Origin of the sequence: Streptomyces pyxinae, from assembly GCF_024756275.1 — a bacterium.
Taxonomy (GTDB): Bacteria; Actinomycetota; Actinomycetes; order Streptomycetales; family Streptomycetaceae; genus Streptomyces; species Streptomyces pyxinae.
Genome location: NZ_JANUGQ010000042.1, coordinates 16,929 through 36,667 on the forward strand (window position 1 = coordinate 16,929; position 19,739 = coordinate 36,667).

At 74.7% G+C, this 19,739-nt stretch carries 16 protein-coding genes and 1 pseudogene; 2 read left to right on the top strand and 15 right to left on the bottom strand.

What is annotated here, in order from left to right:
* Window positions 1-45: 45 nt before the first annotated feature.
* The 12 genes from NX801_RS29565 to NX801_RS29620 all read right to left on the bottom strand — a co-directional run bounded on the left by NX801_RS29565 (window position 46) and on the right by NX801_RS29620 (window position 12,887).
* Window positions 46-1,188, bottom strand: a complete 1,143-nt coding sequence (locus NX801_RS29565) for an aminopeptidase P family protein (protein WP_258791037.1) — start codon at window positions 1,186-1,188, stop codon at window positions 46-48.
* A gap of 193 nt (window positions 1,189-1,381) precedes the next feature.
* The gene (locus NX801_RS29570) at window positions 1,382-2,353 is read right to left on the bottom strand and encodes an ATP-binding protein (protein ID WP_258791038.1); all 972 of its coding nucleotides are present in this window, start codon (window positions 2,351-2,353) and stop codon (window positions 1,382-1,384) included.
* Between the two features lie 359 nt (window positions 2,354-2,712).
* Window positions 2,713-3,183 carry a type II 3-dehydroquinate dehydratase gene (aroQ, locus tag NX801_RS29575; RefSeq protein ID WP_258791039.1) on the bottom strand — a complete coding sequence of 157 codons (471 nt, stop codon included), beginning with the start codon at window positions 3,181-3,183 and terminating at the stop codon, window positions 2,713-2,715.
* Window positions 3,180-4,313: a 3-dehydroquinate synthase gene (gene aroB / locus NX801_RS29580; RefSeq protein ID WP_258791040.1), complete on the bottom strand. Its 1,134-nt coding sequence runs from the start codon at window positions 4,311-4,313 to the stop codon at window positions 3,180-3,182. Before aroB ends, aroQ begins: the two co-directional genes overlap by 4 nt.
* Window positions 4,310-4,828 carry a shikimate kinase gene (locus tag NX801_RS29585; protein ID WP_309505933.1) on the bottom strand — a complete coding sequence of 173 codons (519 nt, stop codon included), beginning with the start codon at window positions 4,826-4,828 and terminating at the stop codon, window positions 4,310-4,312. Before NX801_RS29585 ends, aroB begins: the two co-directional genes overlap by 4 nt.
* A complete protein-coding gene (gene aroC, locus NX801_RS29590; RefSeq protein ID WP_258791041.1) occupies window positions 4,825-6,009 on the bottom strand; it encodes a chorismate synthase in 1,185 nt (394 codons plus the stop codon). Before aroC ends, NX801_RS29585 begins: the two co-directional genes overlap by 4 nt.
* A gap of 298 nt (window positions 6,010-6,307) precedes the next feature.
* Entirely contained in the window at window positions 6,308-7,150 is an 843-nt protein-coding gene (locus NX801_RS29595) for a shikimate dehydrogenase (RefSeq protein WP_258791042.1), read from the bottom strand.
* A complete protein-coding gene (mltG, locus tag NX801_RS29600; protein ID WP_258791043.1) occupies window positions 7,128-8,831 on the bottom strand; it encodes an endolytic transglycosylase MltG in 1,704 nt (567 codons plus the stop codon). The genes NX801_RS29595 and mltG overlap by 23 nt, the downstream gene beginning before the upstream one ends.
* Window positions 8,832-8,931: 100 nt before the next feature.
* Window positions 8,932-9,402: a Holliday junction resolvase RuvX gene (ruvX, locus tag NX801_RS29605; protein ID WP_258791044.1), complete on the bottom strand. Its 471-nt coding sequence runs from the start codon at window positions 9,400-9,402 to the stop codon at window positions 8,932-8,934.
* Window positions 9,402-12,071: an alanine--tRNA ligase gene (gene alaS, locus NX801_RS29610; protein WP_258791045.1), complete on the bottom strand. Its 2,670-nt coding sequence runs from the start codon at window positions 12,069-12,071 to the stop codon at window positions 9,402-9,404. The genes ruvX and alaS overlap by 1 nt, the downstream gene beginning before the upstream one ends.
* Entirely contained in the window at window positions 12,071-12,451 is a 381-nt protein-coding gene (locus NX801_RS29615) for a DUF6167 family protein (protein ID WP_258791046.1), read from the bottom strand. The genes alaS and NX801_RS29615 overlap by 1 nt, the downstream gene beginning before the upstream one ends.
* 7 nt (window positions 12,452-12,458) lie before the next feature.
* Window positions 12,459-12,887 (bottom strand): DUF948 domain-containing protein, encoded by a 429-nt coding sequence (locus tag NX801_RS29620; protein ID WP_258791047.1) that lies wholly within the window; start codon window positions 12,885-12,887, stop codon window positions 12,459-12,461.
* A gap of 315 nt (window positions 12,888-13,202) precedes the next feature.
* Between NX801_RS29620 and NX801_RS29625 the strand changes: the two genes are divergently transcribed.
* Window positions 13,203-15,629 (top strand): ATP-binding protein, encoded by a 2,427-nt coding sequence (locus tag NX801_RS29625; RefSeq protein ID WP_258791048.1) that lies wholly within the window; start codon window positions 13,203-13,205, stop codon window positions 15,627-15,629.
* 680 nt (window positions 15,630-16,309) lie between these two features.
* Here the strand turns inward: NX801_RS29625 and rpsD are convergent.
* Window positions 16,310-16,924 (bottom strand): 30S ribosomal protein S4, encoded by a 615-nt coding sequence (gene rpsD, locus NX801_RS29630; RefSeq protein ID WP_258791049.1) that lies wholly within the window; start codon window positions 16,922-16,924, stop codon window positions 16,310-16,312.
* Window positions 16,925-17,112: 188 nt separating this feature from the next.
* On the opposite strand from rpsD, the gene NX801_RS29635 reads away from it, so the two are divergent.
* A complete protein-coding gene (locus tag NX801_RS29635) occupies window positions 17,113-17,817 on the top strand; it encodes a DUF2470 domain-containing protein (RefSeq protein WP_258791050.1) in 705 nt (234 codons plus the stop codon).
* A gap of 167 nt (window positions 17,818-17,984) precedes the next feature.
* On the opposite strand, the gene NX801_RS29640 is transcribed toward NX801_RS29635, so the two are convergent.
* Window positions 17,985-19,355 carry a replication-associated recombination protein A gene (locus NX801_RS29640; protein ID WP_258791051.1) on the bottom strand — a complete coding sequence of 457 codons (1,371 nt, stop codon included), beginning with the start codon at window positions 19,353-19,355 and terminating at the stop codon, window positions 17,985-17,987.
* 255 nt (window positions 19,356-19,610) lie between these two features.
* Window positions 19,611-19,739 (bottom strand): annotated as a pseudogene (locus NX801_RS31090) (vitamin K epoxide reductase family protein); the annotation flags it as partial.

Sequence of the window (19,739 nt, forward strand, 5' to 3'; positions counted from 1 at the left end):
TCCTGGACTGACGCTGGTGGACGACCCAGTGGCTGCGGGGCCGCGCTACAGCGCGAGCAGCTCCTTGGTCGTGATGGTGAGTAGCTCGGGTCCGCCGTCCGCCACCTGGCGTACGACGAGCGTGTCATCGATCCGGACCCCGCCCCGCCCCGGGAGGTGGACCCCCGGTTCGACGGTGACCGGCACGCAAGCGTCCAGTTTACCCATGGCGCCGGGTGCCAACTGCGGGTCCTCCTCGATTTCCAGGCCGACCCCGTGGCCCAGGAACGGCGCGAGACCGTCCCCGTGCCCGGCCGAGGCGAGGATCTGGCGGGCCGCGCGGTCCACGTCGCGGCAGGCGGCGCCCGGGGCCAGCGCCTCCCGGGCGGCCCGCTGGGCGGCGAAGACCAGGTCGTACAGCTCGATCTGCCAGTCGGCGGGCGAGGTGCCGATGACGAAGGTGCGGCCGATCTCGACCCGGTAGCCCCGGTAGTCGGCGCCCAGGCAGACCGAGAGGAAGTCGCCCTCCTCCACCCGGCGGTCCGTGGGCCGGTGGCCGCGCCTACCCGAGTGCGGCCCGGTGGCGACCGAGGTCGGGAAGGCGGGCCCGTCGGCGCCGTGGTCCACCAGCCGGCGTTCCAGCTCCAGCGCCAGATGCCGTTCGGTGCGGCCCACCAGGATCGACTCCAGCAGTTCGCCCAGCGCCTGGTCGGTGATCTCGGCGGCGATCCGCAGGCAGCCGATCTCGTCCTCGTCCTTGACCACCCGGTCCTGTTCCACGGCGGTGCCGAGGTCGGTCACCCGCAGGCCCGGGGCGACCGCGCCGATCGCCCGGTAGCGGGCGACGCTCAGATGGTGCTCCTCCACCGCCAGGGTGTCGGCGCCCGCCGCCCGGGCGGTCTCGGCCGCCGCCACCGCCGGGTCGCCGCCCGCCGGGGGCAGCACCGTACGGCGGAGCCGTTCGTCGAGCCGGCCCTCGGCGGGGTCTCCGGTGGGCGGCCGGGAGCAGAGCAGGGTGTCCTCCCCCGCCCCGGACCCGGAAGCGGACCCGGTACCGGGGGCCGCGCCGACCAGCAGTACGGCACCGGGCGGCGCGCCACCGGCGAGATAGCGGACATTGGCGGCCCCGGAGACCAGGGCCGCCGCGCTGCCGGCCGCCGCGCACCGGGCGCGCAGCCGGGCTCGGCGCTCCGCGTACACCTCTGACATGCTCCGAGCGTACGAGCGGATGACCGGTCCGGCAGGTCCAGCGGGTCCGACCGGGCGGGCGGCGGGGCCGGAGCCCGTGCGGTGCGGCTGTCAGGCGGTCCGGGTCCGACAGGGGCGGCCGGCGGAGCCGTACCCCCGCGGGGGACCACAGGGGGCCGCCCGACGCCGGAGCGGGCACACCGGCCCGGCCGGCTCACCAGCTCGGCGGGCTCGCCATCGCACGGGCCAGCACGTCGTCCAGGGCGCGGGCGGTGGTCTCGACGTCCCAGGCGGAGTTGTCGATGATCGGCAGCCCGGAGCCGTACCAGCCCGCCATCCGGCCGTGGATGCCGGCGACCTCCTCGTCGGAGAGCCGCCGGTTTCCGCTCCGCTCGGCGTTGCGCTCCAGGACCACGTCCAGGCCGGGAAGCAGCACCACCGGGAGCAGACCGGGGCCGACATGGCGCTTCCAGCCGCCCAGGCCGACGACCGGCCGGTCCGGAAAGACGGCGTCGTCCAGGATGCAGGAGACGCCGTTGGCCAGGAAGTTGCGGGCGGCGAAGCCACAGGTGCGGCGGGCCAGCCGGTACTGGGCCTCGGAGTGCTCGTTCCACCCGGTCTGCGGGTCGGCGAATCCGGACCTGACCCACTCGCGCACATCGTCCAGGCTGATGTGGGCGGTCGGCACCGGGCGGTTGCTCGCCCAGTGGCGGGCGACGGTGGTCTTGCCGGCCCCGGCCGGCCCGATGAGCAGCACCGCGAGGGTGGCGCCCCCGGTGCCGGGGCCGGCCGGCGGTGTCGGAGGGGCGGCGACCGGGGCGGCCGGCGGCAGGTGCTGATGGCCCGTCACGCCCGTCGCGTCGGACGGCGCCGGGGCGGCCGGGGCGTGTCCGGGATGCGGCGGCGCGGGTGGCGGCGCGGTCCAGCCGGGCGCGGGCGCCCGGGGCGGGGCGGGCGGGGCCGCCGGGTCGCCGGGTGCCGCCGGGGTGCCCGGCGGCGGCGGAGGCACCGGCCCCGGCTGGTGGGCGGCAGGCGGGTACGGGGCGCCGGGATGCGGGGCGGTCCGCTCGCCCGGGGCTCCCGGGGGCGGGCCCGGGTGATGGGCCTGGTGATGCGGGGCCCACCCGGTCGCCGGGTCCACCGGCCCGTGGGGCGGCGGCAGCGGAACTCCCCCTGTGTGCTGCATCCGGTGCCACTCCGTCTCGTACGACTGGTCCTGTTCGGGCGCCCGTTCGGGCGGCCCGAGACCGAACCGTACCCTCCCCGGCCGGGAAAAGGACGGCGGGGAGGGCCGGTCGGGACAGGAGTGGCGCAGGTCAGCCGCTCGGCCCGGCCGACCGGGCAGTCGGCCGGGCCGCTCGGACCGGTTCAGCCGGTACGGCCGACTCAAGCGGTCGGCCGGTCGGCCGACTCAAGCGGTCGATCGGTCATCCGGCTCGGCCGGTCGGCCGGCTCCGAGGCTCGGCCGGCTCAACAGGTCAATCGGCCGGCCGACTCGTCGCCCGCTCGCGAGCCCGGCCGGCTCGGCAAAGCGCGGCCGACCGCTCAGCCGGTCAGCTCTTCGGCGAGCGCGCGCAGCGCCAGCCGGTAGGAGCCGATGCCGAAGCCGGCCACCGTGCCGCTCGCGACCGCCGCCACCACCGAGGTGTGCCGGAACTCCTCGCGGGCGTACGGGTTGGAGATGTGCACCTCGATCAGCGGGGCGGTGCGCTGGGCGGCGGCGTCCCGCATGCCGTACGAGTAGTGGGTGAAGGCGCCGGGGTTGAGGACGACCGGAAGCGCGCCGTCGGCCGCCTCGTGCAGCCAGCGGATCAGCTCGCCCTCGTCGTTGGTCTCCCGGACCTCCACGTCGAACCCCAGCTCGGCGCCGAGCTTCCGGCATGCCTCGACCAGACCGGTGTAGGAGGTGGAGCCGTAGACGTCGGGCTCCCGGGAGCCGAGCCGGCCCAGGTTGGGACCGTTGAGCACCAGCACCCGGCGCCCGCCGGCCGGGGCGGCGGCGTGCTCCGCGCTCACCCGGACACCTCCCCGTACGCCGCGATCAGCACCGCCGGGTCGGGGCCCTCCAGCACGGCGGGCCGGCCGAGGCCGTCCAGCACGATGAAGCGCAGCAGATCGCCCCGGGACTTCTTGTCCACCTTCATGGTCTCCAGGAGCCGGGGCCACTGGTCGCCCCGGTAGGTGAGCGGCAGCCCCACCGACGCCAGCACGCTGCGGTGCCGGTCGGCGGTGGCGTCGTCCAGCCGGCCGGCGAGCCGGGCCAGCTCGGCGGCGAAGACCATGCCGACCGAGACCGCCGCGCCGTGGCGCCACTTGTAGCGCTCGTTCTTCTCGATGGCGTGCGCCAGGGTGTGGCCGTAGTTCAGCACCTCGCGCGGGCCCGACTCCTTGAGGTCCCCGGAGACCACCTCGGCCTTGACCCGGATGGAGCGCTCGATCAGCTCGGCGGTGTGCGGGCCGGCCGGCGAGCGGGCGCCCTCCGGGTCGGACTCCACCAGCTCCAGGATGACCGGGTCCGCGATGAAGCCGGCCTTGATGATCTCGGCGAGGCCGCTCACGTAGTCGTGGACCGGCAGCGAGTCCAGCGCCGCCAGGTCGCAGAGCACCCCGGCGGGCGGGTGGAAGGCGCCGACCAGGTTCTTGCCCTCGGCGGTGTTGATCCCGGTCTTGCCGCCGACCGCCGCGTCCACCATGGCGAGCACGGTGGTCGGTACGGCGATCCAGCGCACCCCGCGCAGCCAGCTGGCGGCGACGAACCCGGCGAGGTCGGTGGTGGCCCCGCCGCCCACTCCGACGATCACATCGGTGCGGGTGAAGCCGGTCTGGCCGAGCGCCTTCCAGCAGTACGCCGCCACCTCGGCCGTCTTGGCCTCCTCGGCGTTCGGCACCTGGACGGCGACCGCCTCGTACCCCTGCGCGGCCAGGTCGGCGCGGAGTGCCTCGCCGGTCTCCGCCAGCGCCTCCGGGTGGATCACGGCGACCCGCTTGGCGCGGGGGCCGATCAGCCCGGGCAGCTCGGCGAGCAGTTGCCGGCCGATCAGTACCTCGTACGGATCGGTCCCGGCCGTGCCGGCGACCTGGATGCGGGTCAGGGTCTGTCCGGCCGCGTCGTCGCTCGGGGACCCGGTGGGTGCGGGGGTGGTCATGCGTCGTTCAGCTCCAGTGCGTCGAGGACCGCCCGGGCGACCTCTTCGGGGGTGCGGTCGTCGGTGGCGACGACGACCCGGGCGACTTCCGTGTACAGGGGGCGGCGGGCCTCCATCAGCTCGCGCCACTGCCGGCGCGGGTTGACCGCGAGCAGCGGGCGGGCGGTGTTGAGCCCGACCCGCCGGACCGCCTCGTCGACGTCCATCAGCAGACAGGCGACCGGCCGGCCGGCCAGCGCGGCGCGGGTGTCCGGGTCCAGCACGGCTCCCCCGCCGAGGGCGAGGACCCCGGGGTGGCCGGCGAGGGCGGCGCGGACGGCCTCCCGCTCCAGCTTCCGGAAGTGCTCCTCGCCCTCGTCCAGGAAGATGTCGGAGATCTCCCGGCCCTCCGCCGCGACGATGTCGGCGTCGGTGTCCCGGTAGGCCACCCCGAGCCGCTCCGCGAGGAGCGCGCCCACGGTGGACTTGCCGGACCCCATCGGGCCGACCAGCACGATCAGCGGGCCGCTGCTCACCGGATCTGGAGGTGGTCGAGGTAGGAGGTGACATTGCGGCGGGTCTCGGCCACGCTGTCGCCGCCGAACTTCTCCGCCACCGCGTCCGCCAGGACCAGGGCCACCATCGCCTCGGCCACGATGCCGGCGGCCGGCACGGCGCAGACATCGGAGCGCTGGTGGTGGGCGGCGGCCGCCTCGCCGGTGGCCACGTCCACGGTGCGCAGCGCCCGGGGCACGGTGGCGATCGGCTTCATGGCGGCCCGGACGCGCAGCAGCTCGCCGGTGGTCAGCCCGCCCTCGGTGCCACCGGAGCGGCCGGAGGCGCGGCGGATGCCCTCGTCGGTCGTGACGATCTCGTCGTGCGCCCGCGAGCCGGGCACCCGGGCCAGCTCGAAGCCGTCCCCGACCTCCACGCCCTTGATGGCCTGGATGCCCATGAGCGCGGCGGCCAGCCGGGCGTCCAGCCGGCGGTCCCAGTGGACGTGCGATCCCAGGCCCACCGGCACGCCGTAGGCCAGCACCTCGACCACACCGCCCAGGGTGTCGCCGTCCTTGTGGGCCTGGTCGATCTCGGCCACCATCGCCTTCGACGCGTCGGCGTCCAGGCAGCGCACCGGGTCGGCGTCCAGCCGCTCCACGTCGGCGGGGGCCGGGTAGACCCCGTACGGGGCCTTGGCGGCGGCCAGCTCCACCACATGGGAGACGATCTCGATGCCGGCCGTCTCCTTCAGGTACGAGCGGGCCACCGCGCCCAGCGCCACCCGGGCCGCGGTCTCCCGGGCGGAGGCGCGCTCCAGGATCGGCCGGGCCTCGTCGAAGCCGTACTTCTGCATGCCCGCCAGGTCGGCGTGGCCGGGGCGGGGGCGGGTGAGCGGGGCGTTGCGGGCCGACTCGGCCAGCTCGGCGGCGTCGACCGGGTCGGCCGACATGACCTTCTCCCACTTGGGCCACTCGGTGTTGCCGACCATGACGGCGATCGGAGAGCCGAGGCTGAGCCCGTGGCGCACCCCGCCGAGGAAGGTGACCTCGTCGCGCTCGAACTTCATCCGGGCGCCGCGCCCATAGCCGAGCCGCCGCCGGGCGAGGTGGTCCGCCACCATCTCCGTGGTGACGGGGACGCCGGCCGGAAGGCCCTCCAGCGTCGCCACCAGTGCGGGTCCGTGCGACTCCCCCGCGGTCAACCAGCGCAACCTGCTCAACGGATGCTCCTCGTGTGCGCGCCTGAACTGCGACGGCGCGACCGGGTGCGCGGCTCCGGCCCGCCTCTCCCGATCCTCCCACGTCCCGGGAGTTCCTCCCGCCCCCGGTCCGGCAGCCGGACCGGCCCGTGGACCCTCGTCACACGGTCCAGCCGTCGCACGGGTCCCACCGTCACACGGTCCAGCCGTCGCACGGGTCCCGCCGTCACACGGTGACGCCGACGCACGGGTCCCGCCGTCACACAGTCACGCCGTCACACGGTCACCCCGTCACCCCGTCACCCGGCGCCGGAACGCCTCAGTCCCCGGCCAGGGCGGCCCGGCCGGCGGCGCGCAGGACGGAGACCGGGACCGGCGGGCGGCCGGTCATCAGCTCGACCTGGAGCACCGCCTGGTGGACCAGCAGGTCGAGGCCGCTGACGACGGCGCCGCCGCGGGCGGACCAGGCGGCGGCGAGCGGGGTCGGCCAGGGCTCGTAGAGCACGTCGAAGAGGGTGCCGGGCCGGTCGGGCACGGCGGCGGCGAGCGGGTCGGTGGAGCCGGCCGGGGTGGTGGCGATCACCAGGGGCGCCCGGAACGCCTCCGGCGCCCGCTCCCAGCCGGCGGTGCGGACCTCGACGCCGAGGCGCTCCCCCCAGCCGCGCATCTCCTCGGCGCGGGCCCCGCTGCGGACGTAGGCGGTCACCGGCCCGGTGCAGATCCGGGCGAGTGCGGCGAGCGCGGACGAGGCGGTGGCGCCGGCGCCGAGAACGGCGGCCGACGCCACGGTGGTGACGCCGCGTTCCCGCAGCGCCGCGATCATGCCGGGAATATCGGTGTTGTCACCTATCCGGCGGCCGTCGTCGGTGAGGACGACCGTGTTGACGGCCTCCACCGACGCGGCCGTCTCGCTGATCGCGTCCAGCAGCGGGATGACGACCCGCTTGAGCGGCATGGTCAGGGACAGCCCCGCCCAGCTCTCGTCCAGCCCCTTCCAGAACCCCGGGAGATGGATCTCGTCCACCTCGTACCGGTCGTACGACCAGTCGGTGAGACCCAGTTCCGCGTAGGCGGCGCGGTGGAGCACCGGGGAGAGGGAGTGGTCGATGGGCGACCCGAGGACCGCGGCCCTGCGCCGCTCAGTCGCTGCCCTGGTTGTCATTGAATTTTTCCTTCAGCTTCAGGAATTCGGCGTGGTTCTTGGCGAATTCCGTCTGGTGCTTCCCGTCCGTCGCGACAAAGTACATCCAGCCCTCCTGCGTCGGATTCATGGCGGCGCTCAGCGCCTCGGCTCCGGGATTGCTGATCGGCCCGGGGGTGAGCCCGCGCTGGGTGTACGTGTTGTACGGATCCTTATTGCTGTTGATCTCGGCCTCGCTGATCTCGATCTCGCTCTGGCCCTGAAGATAGTTGTAGGCCGAGTCGAACTGGAGCAGCTGGTTGGTCTCGGTGTTGGTGGGCTTGAGCCGGTTGTAGACCACCTCGCCCATCTTGCGGAAGTCGTCGTCGGTCTTGCCCTCCGCCTGCACCAGGCTGGCGACGGTGAGCAGTTCCCAGGGGCTCTTGAGGCCCTGGGCCCGGGCCTTCGCCTCCAGGTCCAGCTTGCCGTACTCGGCGTTGGCGCGGGCGACCATCCTCTTGAGCACCGCCTCCGGCTTGGCGCCCTTGGCCACCGGGTAGCTGGCCGGGAAGAGGAAGCCTTCCAGCGGGTCCTTGACGTTGGTGTGGTTGAGCGCCCAGGCGGGCAGACCGAGACCGGCCGCCTGCGACTTGGCGACCTTCGCGGTGGTGCCGGCGTCCAGCTCCAGCTGCTCGTCGATCCGCTTGTAGATCTGGGCGTTGCGGGAGCCCTCGGGGATGATCAGCGAGTTGCGGTTGGCGGGGTTGAGCATCGCCTCCACGGCGCTCGCCGCGGACATGCCCTTGCGCAGCCGGTAGGCGCCGTCCTGGATGTTCTTGCCCCGGGGGTTCTTCTCCTGGGCGGAGACGAACGCGCCCTGGCTCTTGACCACGCCGTTCTTGACGAGGACGGCGGCGATCTCGTAGCCGCCGGCCCCCTTGGGGATCTCCACCTCGACGACCTCGTTGGTGCCGTCGCCGGTGAAGTCCGGGGCGGCGCCGAACTGTTTCTGCCAGAACTGGTAGCCGAAGTAGGCGACCCCGCCGGCCCCGCCCGCCAGCACGGTGGCGACGACCAGGCAGGCCAGTCCGTTGCGGCCCTTCCGGCCCTTCTTGCCCTTGCCCGCGCGGCCGGACTTCCCGGATCTGCCCCGGCGGCCGGAGCCCGGGTCGCCGGCGAGGGCGTGCTCGTCCGGCTCGTCGGCGTCCTCGGCGGCGTCGCCGTATCGGCCGTCGGAGAAGAACGGGTGGTCGTCGTCGGGCTCGTCGGGCAGTTCGTCGAGCGGGCGCGGGGCCCGGGGCGCCCCGGCCTCCTGGACGGGCGCCTCCGGCTGCCGGCGGGCGGGCGGCTCGGGCGGCGGATAGGCACCGGCCGTGGGGTAGAGGTCCGGGGACTGTTCCTGATAGGAATCCCGGTAGGAGCCGGGGGCCGCGGGCGGCGCCCCGTAGGGCAGGCCCGTCTGCTGACCGGTGTCCCAGCCGCCGTCGTACTGCTGGCCGCCGGTGCCGTGGTAGTTGCCGGGTGCCTGGTGGTGCGGGTCGGTGTACGGCTGGGCCTGGGGGGCGTACGGATCCTGCCCCTGGCCGCCGTACTGCACCTGCTGCTGCGGCTGGTAGTACTGCTGTTGGCCGCCGGTCTGCTGGCCTGCCCACCCCAGGTCCCCGTACAGGGGGTCCTCGGGGTGCCACGGTTCGGAGCCGGAGCTCCGGCCATATCCAGTCATCGATCCCCAAACAGCCGCGAGGCTTCCGGTCGTCGGCCTCTACGTAGTGCGGAAGCCGTTCGAACGCCGCCGCATCGCGCGGAACGTTACCGTATCGCGATCAGATGACCACTTCGACGCTCTCTCCGGGCGGATTACCTGATACCCGTTCGGACTCAAGAGCGTTCTGAAGGATGATCACAGCGGCGGCCTGGTCAATGACGGAGCGTCCCTTTTTGCTTTTCACCCCGGAGGCGCGCAGACCCTGACTGGCCGTCACCGTGGTCATCCGCTCGTCCACCAGCCGCACCGGTGCCGGGGCGACCGCCTGGGCGAGCCGCTGGGCGAAGGCCCGTACCTTGACGGCGGCCGGACCCTCACCCCCGCTGAGCGAGCGGGGCAGCCCGACCACGATCTCGATCGGCTCGTACTCCTCGGTGATCGCCGCCAGCCGGCGGAGAGCGGCCGGGACGTCGCGTCCCGGCACGGTCTCCACCGGAGTGGCGAGGACCCCGTCGGGGTCGCACGAGGCGACCCCGATCCGGGCGTCCCCGACGTCGATCGCGAGCCGGCGGCCGCGTCTGGCGAGCATCAGGCGGTTTCCCCGACGAGCCGCTCGACGGCGGCGATGGCGTCGGCCACGGCGTCCGGGTTCTGACCGCCGCCCTGGGCCACGTCGGGCTTGCCGCCGCCCCCGCCGCCGAGCGTCCTGGCGGCGGTACGGACCAGGTCACCGGCCTTGAGACCGCGCTCGCGGGCGGCCTCGTTGGTGGCGATCACGGTCAGCGGGCGGCCGTTCGCCGTGGTGAAGAGGGCCACCACGGCCGGGCGGTCGCCGGGGATCCGGCCCCGCACGTCCAGGACCAGCTTGCGCAGGTCGTCGGCGGAGGTGCCGTCCGCGACCGTGCCGGTGACCAGGGCCACCCCCCGGACGTCCTTGGCCCCCTGGGCCAGTCCGGCGGCGGCCTGGAGGACCTTCTCGGCGCGGAACCGCTCGATCTCCTTCTCGGCCTCGCGCAGCCTGCCGAGCATGGTGGCGACCTTCTCCGGGAGTTCCTCCGAACGGCCCTTGACAAGCTCCTGGAGCTGGGCGACGACCGTGTGCTCCCGGGCGAGGAAGTTGTAGGCGTCGGCGCCGACCAGGGCCTCGATCCGGCGCACCCCGGAGCCGACCGAGGACTCGCCCAGCAGCTTCACCAGGCCCAGCTGGGCGGTGTTGGCCACATGGGTGCCGCCGCACAGCTCCTTGGAGAAGTCCCCGATGGTGACGACCCGGACCCGCTCGCCGTACTTCTCGCCGAACTCCGCGATGGCGCCCTGCTTCTTGGCGTCGGCCAGGCTCATCACCTCGGCGTGCACATCGAGCTCGCCGGAGAGGACCTCGTTGATCCGCTGCTCCACATCGGTGAGCACCGTGCCGGGGACGGCCGACGGCGAGCCGAAGTCGAAGCGGAAGCGGCCCGGGGAGTTCTCCGAACCGGCCTGGGCGGCGGTCGGGCCGAGGGCGTCCCGGAGCGCCTGGTGGGTCAGGTGGGTGGCCGAGTGGGCGCGGGCGATGGCCCGGCGGCGGCGCACGTCGATGGCGGCGTAGGCGGAGGCGCCGACGGTGACCTCACCGACCTGCACCGAGCCCTTGTGCACCGAGACGCCGGGCACCGGCCGCTGGACGTCGCGGACCTCGATCACGGCCCCGCTGTGCAGCCGGATCCGGCCCTGGTCCGCGAGCTGGCCGCCGCCCTCGGCGTAGAACGGGGTGCGGTCGAGAACGACCTCCACCTCGTCGCCCTCGGTGGCGGCGGGCGAGGGCACGCCGTTGACCAGCAGGCCGACCACGGTGGACTCGCCCTCGGTGGTCAGATAGCCGGTGAACTCGGTGGCCCCGGCGGTGTCCGCGATCTCGCGGTAGGCGGAGACGTCGGCGTGCCCGGTCTTCTTGGCCCGGGCGTCGGCCTTGGCCCGCTCCCGCTGCTCCCTCATCAGCCGGCGGAAGCCCTCCTCGTCCACGGAGAGCCCCTGCTCGGCGGCCATCTCCAGGGTGAGGTCGATCGGGAAGCCCCAGGTGTCGTGGAGCAGGAACGCCTTGTCGCCGGAGAGCACGGTGGAACCGGCAGCCCGGGTCTCGGTGACGGCGGTGTCCAGGATGTTGGTGCCGCCCTTGAGGGCCTTGAGGAAGGCGGCCTCCTCCGCGAGGGCGACGGTCTCGATCCGCTTCCGGTCGGTGACCAGCTCCGGGTACTGGAGGCCCATGGTGTCGATCACCGTGCCGACCAGTTCCTGGACCACCGGGCCGGTGGCGCCGAGCAGCCGCATGTTGCGGATGGCGCGGCGCATGATCCGGCGCAGCACATAGCCGCGGCCCTCGTTGCCCGGGGTGACGCCGTCACCGATGAGCATCACGGAGGTGCGCAGATGGTCCGCGACCACCCGCAGCGAGACGTCCGAGCCGGCGTCGGCGCCGTACTGGACGCCGGTCAGCCCGGTGGCCCGGTCCATGACGACGCGCAGGGTGTCGGTCTCGTACATGTTCCGCACGCCCTGGAGGATCATGGCGAGGCGTTCCAGGCCGAGGCCGGTGTCGATGTTCTTGGACGGCAGGTCCCCGAGGATCGGGAAGTCCTCCTTGCCGTCGCCGGCACCGCGCTCGAACTGCATGAAGACCAGGTTCCAGATCTCCACATAGCGCTCGTCGTTGACGGCCGGGCCGCCCTCGGGGCCGAACTCGGGGCCCCGGTCGTAGTTGATCTCCGAGCAGGGGCCGCAGGGGCCGGGGACGCCCATGGACCAGAAGTTGTCCTTCTTGCCCAGCCGCTGGATGCGCTCGGCCGGGACACCGACCTTGTCCCGCCAGATGGCCTCGGCCTCGTCGTCGTCCAGATAGACGGTGATCCACAGCCGCTCGGGGTCGAGCCCGTAGCCGCCCTTCTCGACCGGGGAGGTGAGCAGCTCCCAGGCGAGCGTGATGGCGCCCTCCTTGAAGTAGTCACCGAAGGAGAAGTTGCCGCACATCTGGAAGAAGGTGCCGTGCCGGGTGGTCTTGCCGACCTCCTCGATGTCCGGCGTGCGGACGCACTTCTGCACGCTGGTGAGGCGCCGGGCGGGCGGCTTGACCTCGCCCAGGAAGTACGGCTTGAAGGGGACCATGCCGGCCGGGACGAGCAGCAGAGTCGGGTCGTCCGCGATGAGCGACGCCGAGGGGACGGCGGTGTGCCCGCGCTCCTCGAAGAAGCTCAGCCAGCGGCGGCGGATTTCAGCCGACTCCATCAGTGGTCCTCATTCCGGTTGTGCGATGTGTACGGCGGGTTCGGTGCGGCGGGGCCGGGCCCCCGGGACCCGCGCGAGGTGCCCGGACGGCCGGGGTCGGCCGGGTCGAGCGCGATCACCCGGGGCGGCGGCGGCAGCTCGGGGCCGCCCTCCGGGGCGTCCAGCCCCAGCGCCTCTCCCAACTCGGCCTGGCGCTGGGCCATTCCCGCGCGGACGTCGAGGGCGAAGTCCCGGAGCCGGTGGCCGGTCTCCACGGCCTTGTCGGCCGCCTGGGCGGCGAGGCTCTCCGGGGTCAGCGCCTTCAGCTTCCGGTTGACCTTGGTGGTCGCCCAGACGCCGGCCGCGGCTCCCGCGGTGAACCAGAACGTGCGGCGGAACATGGTCGCTTCAGCCCTTCCTGCGGCCTCGGGCCCGCGGCACCGTGCGGCCGGTCACGACCGTGCGCCGGGGCCGCTCGGCCGGCTGGTTGTCTTGCTCCCGGCTCAGTGCCCGGCGTACGCCGTATCCGAAGGCGGCGACCTTGACCAGCGGGCCGCCGAAGGTCGAGGCGACCGTGGTGGAGAGCGCGGAGGCGTTGGAGGTGACCTCCTGGACGTCCGAGGCGATCGCGTCCACCCGGTCGAGCTGGGTCTGGGCCGAACGCACCGTCGCGGAGGCGTCGGAGAGCAGCGGAACCGCCCGTTCGGTCACCTCGGCCACGAGCCGGGTGGTCGCCCTGAGCGTCTGGGCCAGCCTCACCAGCACCACGGCCAGGAAGGAGACCAGAATCGCCCAGAAGACGGCCACCAGGATCCCGGCAACCTCTCCACCGGTCACTCCGCACCGCTCCTCGGGGTCGTCATCGGGTACATCGGGTCTGTCCGGGTCCGTTCCATGCCTGTGGATCTACATGCCTGTGGATCTATGGGATCTGTCGTGCTGGATCTGTCGTGCCTGCGGGGTTCGCCGCGCTCGTCCGCGGCCGGCGGCCGGGGCCCGGGCCCGCGCGGGAAGGCGCTGTCACGCGGGACGAGCCTATCGCGCCCGCGCCCGCTCCCCGTACCCGATGTCCCCGGTGCGATCCGGCGGCGGAAACGGGGCGACGACGGACGATTGTACGGAGTGCGGCGGGATCGGTACCCTCCGTGTCCCATGCGACGGAGCGACCTCCCGGCCCGGCCCGGCCGGCTGATCGGACGGGATGACGAACTGGCCGCGGTACGCGGGCTGCTGGCGCGGTCCCGGCTGGTCACCGTGGTCGGCACCGGCGGCGTGGGCAAGTCCCGGCTGGTGGCCCGGTTGGCGGAGCCGGAGACGGCGGAGGGGTGGGGCGCGGACGGGACCGGGGCGCCGAGCGCCGGGGCCCCGGCCGGGGCGGCGGGCGGGTACGGCGGCGGGGACGGCGCTCCGGGCACGTACGGGGGCGGCGGGGACGGCGGTGGCGGGGACGGGGACGGCGTATCGGGCGCGGGCGGACCGGGCTCGGGTGGCGGGCCCGGCCGGGACGGCGTACCGGACGCGGGCGGCGAGTCCGGCGGGGGCGGGAGTGGCGGCCGGGAAGCGGGCGGCGGTCGGGACGGCGGCGCCCGGGTGGCCGAGCTCGACACCCTGGGCGATCCCGCGCTGCTGGCCCAGACCCTGCTGGACGCGCTCGGGCTCACCGACCACACCTCCCGGCCGCCCCGCGCGGTGCTCTCCGAGTGGCTGGCCGGCCGCCGGACGCTGCTGGTGCTCGACGGCGTGGAGCGCCTCGCCGGGCCGTGCGCCGCGCTGGTACGGGAGTTGCTGGCCGGGGCGCCCGGGCTGACCGTGCTCGCGGCGGGGCGGCGGCCACTGGGGCTGCCCGGGGAGGCCGTGCTGCCCCTCGCCCCGCTGGCCGAGGCGGACGCGGTACGGCTCTTCACCGACCGGGCGGCGGCCGCGGTGCCGGACTTCCGGCCCGGCGACCCGGCGGCGGTACGGGAGCTGTGCCGGCGGCTCGACGGCATCCCGCTCGCCGTGGAGCTGGCGGCCGGGCGGCTGCCGGGGCTCTCGGTGGCGGAGCTGCTCGACCGGCTCGGCCGGCTGGACGACCGGTTCGGGCTGCTGGCCGGCGGCGCCCCGGGGCGGGTGGCCCGCCACCGGACGCTGCGCACCGCCATCGGCTGGAGCCATGAGCTGTGCACGCCGGCCGAGCGGCTGCTCTGGGCGCGGCTCTCGGTCTTCGCCGGGCCCTTCGACCCGGAGGCGGTCGGCTATGTCTGCGCCGGTCCCGAGCTGCCGGCCGACCGGATGGACGAGGTGCTGGCCGGTCTGGTGGCGCAGTCGGTGGTGGTGCCCGCCGGGGCACCGGGGGACGGCGGCGGTGACGGCGGGGCCGGCCCCTGCTACCGGATGCTGGAGACGGTACGGGCGTACGGCGCCGAGTGGCTGGCCCGGCTGGGCGACGAGGAACGGATGCGGCGGCGCCACCGGGACTGGTACGTCGGGCTGGCCGCCGCCTGTGAGCTGGAGTGGTTCGGGCCGCGCCAGGCCGAGGTGGCGGCCCGGCTGGACGCCGCGCTGCCACATCTGCGGACCGCCCTGGAACTGTGCCTCTCCCGGCCCGGCGACGAGCGGCTGGCCCAGCACCTGGCGGGCACGCTCTGGTTCTACTGGGCCGGGTGCGGCCGGCTGGCCGAGGGGCGGCACTGGCTGGACCGGGCGGTGGCCCGCGGGCCGCGCCTGGAGCCGGCCCGGCTGAAGGCGCTCTGGGTGCTGGGCTATGTGGCGGTGCTCCAGGGCGACACCCCGGCGGCCCGGGCGGCGCTGGACAGCTGCGCCTCGGCGGCCGAGCGCACCGGGAACGCCTCCGCCGCCGCGTACGCCGCCCACCGGCTGGGCTGTCTGGCGCTGGTCTCGGACGACATGGCGCGGGCCGAGGAACTGCTCGGGCGGGCGCTGGACGCCTATCACACGGCCGGGGAGCTGAACACCGCCGTACTGATGGCCCGGGTGGAGCTGGCGATGGCCAAGGCGTTCCTGGGCGACCTGCCGGCGGCCGAGGCGATCTGCCGGGAGGTGCGGGCGGCCTGCGAGGAGCGGGGCGAGCGGTGGACCCGGGCGTACGCGCTCTATGTCCTGGCCTACGCGGCCTGGACACGCGGGGAGTTCGGAGAGGCCAGGACGCTGCTGCGGGAGTGCGTCACGGTGGCCCACACCCTGCGGGACCGGGTCGGCCTGGTGCTGGTTGTGGAGCTGCTGGCGCTGGTCGCGGTGGACGCGGGCGACCCGGACGGGGCGGCGGTGCTCCACGGCGCGGCCGGACCGATGTGGGCGGCGGTCGGGCTGCCGCTGTTCGGCTCGGCGCACTTCGGGGTGCCCCGCGAGCTGGGCGTGGCCCGGGCCCGGGCGGCACTGGGCGCGGAGGCCTTCCGGGCGCGTACGGCGGAGGGCGCCCAGCTCTCGCTGGACGCGGCGGTGGCCCGGGCCCTGGCGGCCACCTGGGCGGCTCCGGCCGGCCCGTCCCCCGGCGCGGCGGACCGTCCGGCCGGTACGGCCCCGGGCGTCCCGGCCCGTCCCGGCCGGCTCCGTACCGCCGGGGAGACCACCCGCGAGTGACCGGCGGCGGGCGGCACCGTGAGCCGCGCGCCCGGGCGGAACCCGCGCCCGGCGAGCCGGGGGCGCGTACGGGCCGGAGGCGCGTGGCGCCGTGGGCGGGCGCGTACGGGCCGGGGCGCCGTGCCGCCGGAAACCGTCCGCGCCCCCGCAGCCACAGCCGTCGCCGTCGGTCGTCACCGTATACGCCCCGGGAGGAGGGCGCGCGCCCGGGAGCGGGGCCGCAGGCCTGGCCGTACCGCCGACCAGCGGGACAGTGGCAGGCACACCGCCGGAAACCGCGCGCCCGTGCCGGGGCGCGGCGCCAGGGGCACGCAGGAACAGGCCCCCTGCGGGACACGCGGACACGCGCGCTGGTGGGACATGTGGGCCCTGCGGACGGGTGTGGCCAGGGGACAGTCGCGTACGCCCCGGACACGGAAGGCCCCGAGCCGCGCGGGCCGGGCCGGTCCCGGGCGGGGCGGGGGCGCACATGGGCCGTATGGGTACAGACGGCCCCGCGCCCGGCCGCCGGGGGCCCGGAGCCGCGCGGCCCCGGCCGGTCCGCCGGTCCATGACGCCACCGGTCGCCGGGGACCCGAAGGCCGCCGGCCGGTCGGAAGCCCCCGGAAACGCGGAGGCCCGCCGCCACCGCCGGAGTGGCGGGGGACGGCGGGCCGGAAACCGCGTGAGGTACGCCGGGGTCAGCGGGCGTAGTACTCGACGACCAGCTGCTCGTCGCAGATGACCGGGATCTCCTTGCGGTTCGGGTCGCGGTCCAGGCGGAAGGCGAGGGCCTTCAGGTTGACCTGGAGGTAGCGCGGGGTCTCGCCGTCGGCGGCGAAACCACCCTCGCGGGCGACCTGGAACAGCGCCTTCTCACGCGAGCGCTCGCGGACCATCACCACGTCGTCCGGACGGACGCGGAAGGACGGCTTGTCGACCTTGCCGCCGTTGACCTCGATGTGGCCGTGGACGACCATCTGACGGGCCTGGTAGATGGTGCGGGCGATGCCCGAACGCAGGACCAGGGCGTCGAGACGGCGCTCGAGCTCGACGACCAGCGCCTCGCCCGTCTTGCCCTCGGCCTTCTTGGCGCGGTCGTAGGCGCGGGCCATCTGGCGCTCGCTGATGTCGTACTGCGCGCGCAGGCGCTGCTTCTCCAGCAGACGGACCTTGTAGTCCGAGTTCTGCTTGCGGCCACGGCCGTGCTCGCCCGGCGGGTAGGGGCGGGCCTCGAAGTACTTGACGGCCTTCGGCGTCAGGGCGATGCCGAGGGCACGGGACTTCTTGACCTTGGGACGCGACTGGTTAGGCACGTTCTCCAGACCTCCGATATAGGTTAGGTTAGGCTCACCTTACTCAAGGAGATCGCATGTCTCGCCCTGGGAACACCACGCGCATCACAGACAGCACAAAGAATGATGCCTCTCAGGAGGGCATCGATGTGACGGAGGTCCGATCAGCTCATGGTCAGCCGCGTCCCAGCGGGCTTGAAACCGCCCGGATGCCGTCAGCAGCCGAGCGCACACGAACTCTCGTACAGGGTACATGCTCGGCGGTGCTCATCGTCCCGGGGGCCGACCGGGCCCGGCACGAGCAGCTGATGCCCGACGCGCGGACGGTCGGCACGGAGGGTGAGATCTTCCTGCTCTTCCCCGCCGACGCCCCGGTGGTCCGGGCCGCGACGCACGCCCAGGACGACGAGCTGCCGGCCGTGCTGGAGCTCACCGATGTGGCCCCGGTCGCGGTGCCCAACCGTATCCGGGGCCGGGCCTGGGTCTCCGGCTGGGTGACCTGCGCCCCCGGCGTCGCGGAGGAGCCCGGCCGGATGATGCTGCGGCTGGAGGTGGGCGAGCTGTACGTGGACGACCTCTGGGGGGACGCCGCCGTCGACCCGGACGAGTTCGCCCGCGCCGAGCCCGACCCGCTGTCCCCGTACGAGACCGAGCTGCTCCAGCACCTGGCCGCCGCCCACCACGACCAGGTGCGGGGGCTGCGCACCCTGCTCGGGGAACGCCCGGGCAGCGGACACCCGGCGGTCACACACGTGGTGCCGCTGGCGCTCGACCGGTTCGGGCTGCGGGTGCGCTGCCGGGACGAGGCGGGGATCGCCTTCGACGCGCGATTCGACTTCCCCGAGCCGGTGCGGGAGGTGCACGGCCTGCGGCGCGCCATGCACCGGCTCTTCGAGGCGGCCGCCGAGGAGTGAGCCCGGGGGCCGCGGAACCGGCCGGAGACACCGGGGAACCACCGCGCCCGGCCACTCACCGGAGGCACTGGACCGGCCGGAGAGGCGCGCGACCAGCCGGGCCCGGAGCGGGCGAGCCCCGGGAGGGCGCCGGTCCGGGAGCACCGGGGTCCGGCCGCCGGCGGTGGCTAGCCGCCGTTCTCGCCGCGCAGCCGCTCCCGGACCTTCTCGACCACGTCCGCGTACCGCGCCTCGGCGCCGTAGCGGGTGGGCTCGTAGTAGTGCTTGCCGTGGATCGCGTCCGGCGCGTACTGCTGGGCGGCGATACCGCCCGGGACGTCGTGCGGATAGACGTACCCCTGGGCGTGGCCCAGCTTCTTGGCGCCCTGGTAGTGCCCGTCCCGCAGATGGGCCGGGACCGGTCCGGCGAGTCCCGCGCGCACATCCGCCCGGGCGGCCGAGATGGCGGTGGTCGCGGCATTGGACTTGGGCGCCAGGGCGAGCGCGATGGTGGCGTGGCTGAGGGTGAGCGCCGCCTCGGGAAATCCGATCATGGCCACCGCCTGGGCGGCGGCGACGGCGGTCGGCAGGGCGGTCGGGTCGGCGAGCCCGATGTCCTCGCTCGCCGAGATCATCAGCCGGCGCGCGATGAACCGGGGGTCCTCCCCCGCCTCGATCATCCGGGCCAGATAGTGCAGCGCGGCGTCCACGTCGGAGCCGCGGATCGACTTGATCAGGGCGCTCGCCACGTCGTAGTGCTGGTCGCCCTCGCGGTCGTACTTCACCGCCGCCCGGTCCACCGTCTCCTCGACCGTGGCCAGGGTGATCTCCGGCTCACCCTTGGCGATGGCCGCCCCGGCCGCCGCCTCCAGCGCGGTCAGCGCCCGCCGGGCGTCCCCGCCGGCGACCCGGAGCAGATGGGCCTCGGCGTCCTCGGGCAGCTCCACCGCTCCCCCGAGCCCGCGCTCCTCGGTGAGCGCCCGGCGCAGCAGCCCGCGCACGTCCTCCTCGGTGAGCGGCTCCAGGGTGAGCAGCAGGGAGCGGGAGAGCAGCGGGGAGATCACGGAGAAGTACGGATTCTCGGTGGTGGCCGCGATCAGGGTGACCCAGCGGTTCTCCACGGCGGGCAGCAGCGAGTCCTGCTGGGCCTTGCTGAAGCGGTGGATCTCGTCCAGGAAGAGGACGGTCTCCTTGCCGTACCCCCCGGAGGCGCGGCGGGCGCCGTCGATGACCGCGCGGACCTCCTTGACCCCGGCGGTGATCGCGGAGAGCTCCACGAACCGCTTGTCGGTGGCCTTGGAGACCACGTACGCCAGGGTTGTCTTGCCGGTGCCGGGCGGACCCCAGAGGATCACCGAGGAGGCCCCGGCCCGGCCGCCCGCGCCGCCGGGACCGCCCTCGGCGACCAGCCGGCGCATCGGGGAGCCCGGCTTGAGCAGATGGCGCTGGCCCACGACCTCGTCGAGGGTGCGCGGACGCATCCGTACGGCCAGCGGGCTGCTGGCCGGCTCCTTCTCCTGGCGGTCTTCGGCTGCGGCGGTAAACAGGTCGGGCTCCACGCCCAGAAGCGTATGCCAGGGCACTGACAGCCGGGCGGGGCCGGGTGGCCGGGGGCGGACATGGGGCCCGCGGCCGGGGGCCGGGGCCGGACCGAGGGGCCGGCGGCCCGGGCAGGACCAGGAGACCGGGGGCTGCGGCCCGGGCCCAGCGCCTCGTGGACCCGGCCCCACCGGGGACCTCACGGGAACCCGGCCCCGCCGGATCCGGGCCGGGAAACGGCCCCGGCCGGCGTCACCCCGGGGCCGGCCGGTCGGTCAGCTGGTCCAGAAGTCCCACCAGCGGGTCAGGACGAGCATGCCGATGACCCCGATGTGCAGGACCGGCAGGACCCAGGTGAACTCGGCCAGGAAGCCCCGCGCCCAGGCCGGGGCGGGCAGATGGCC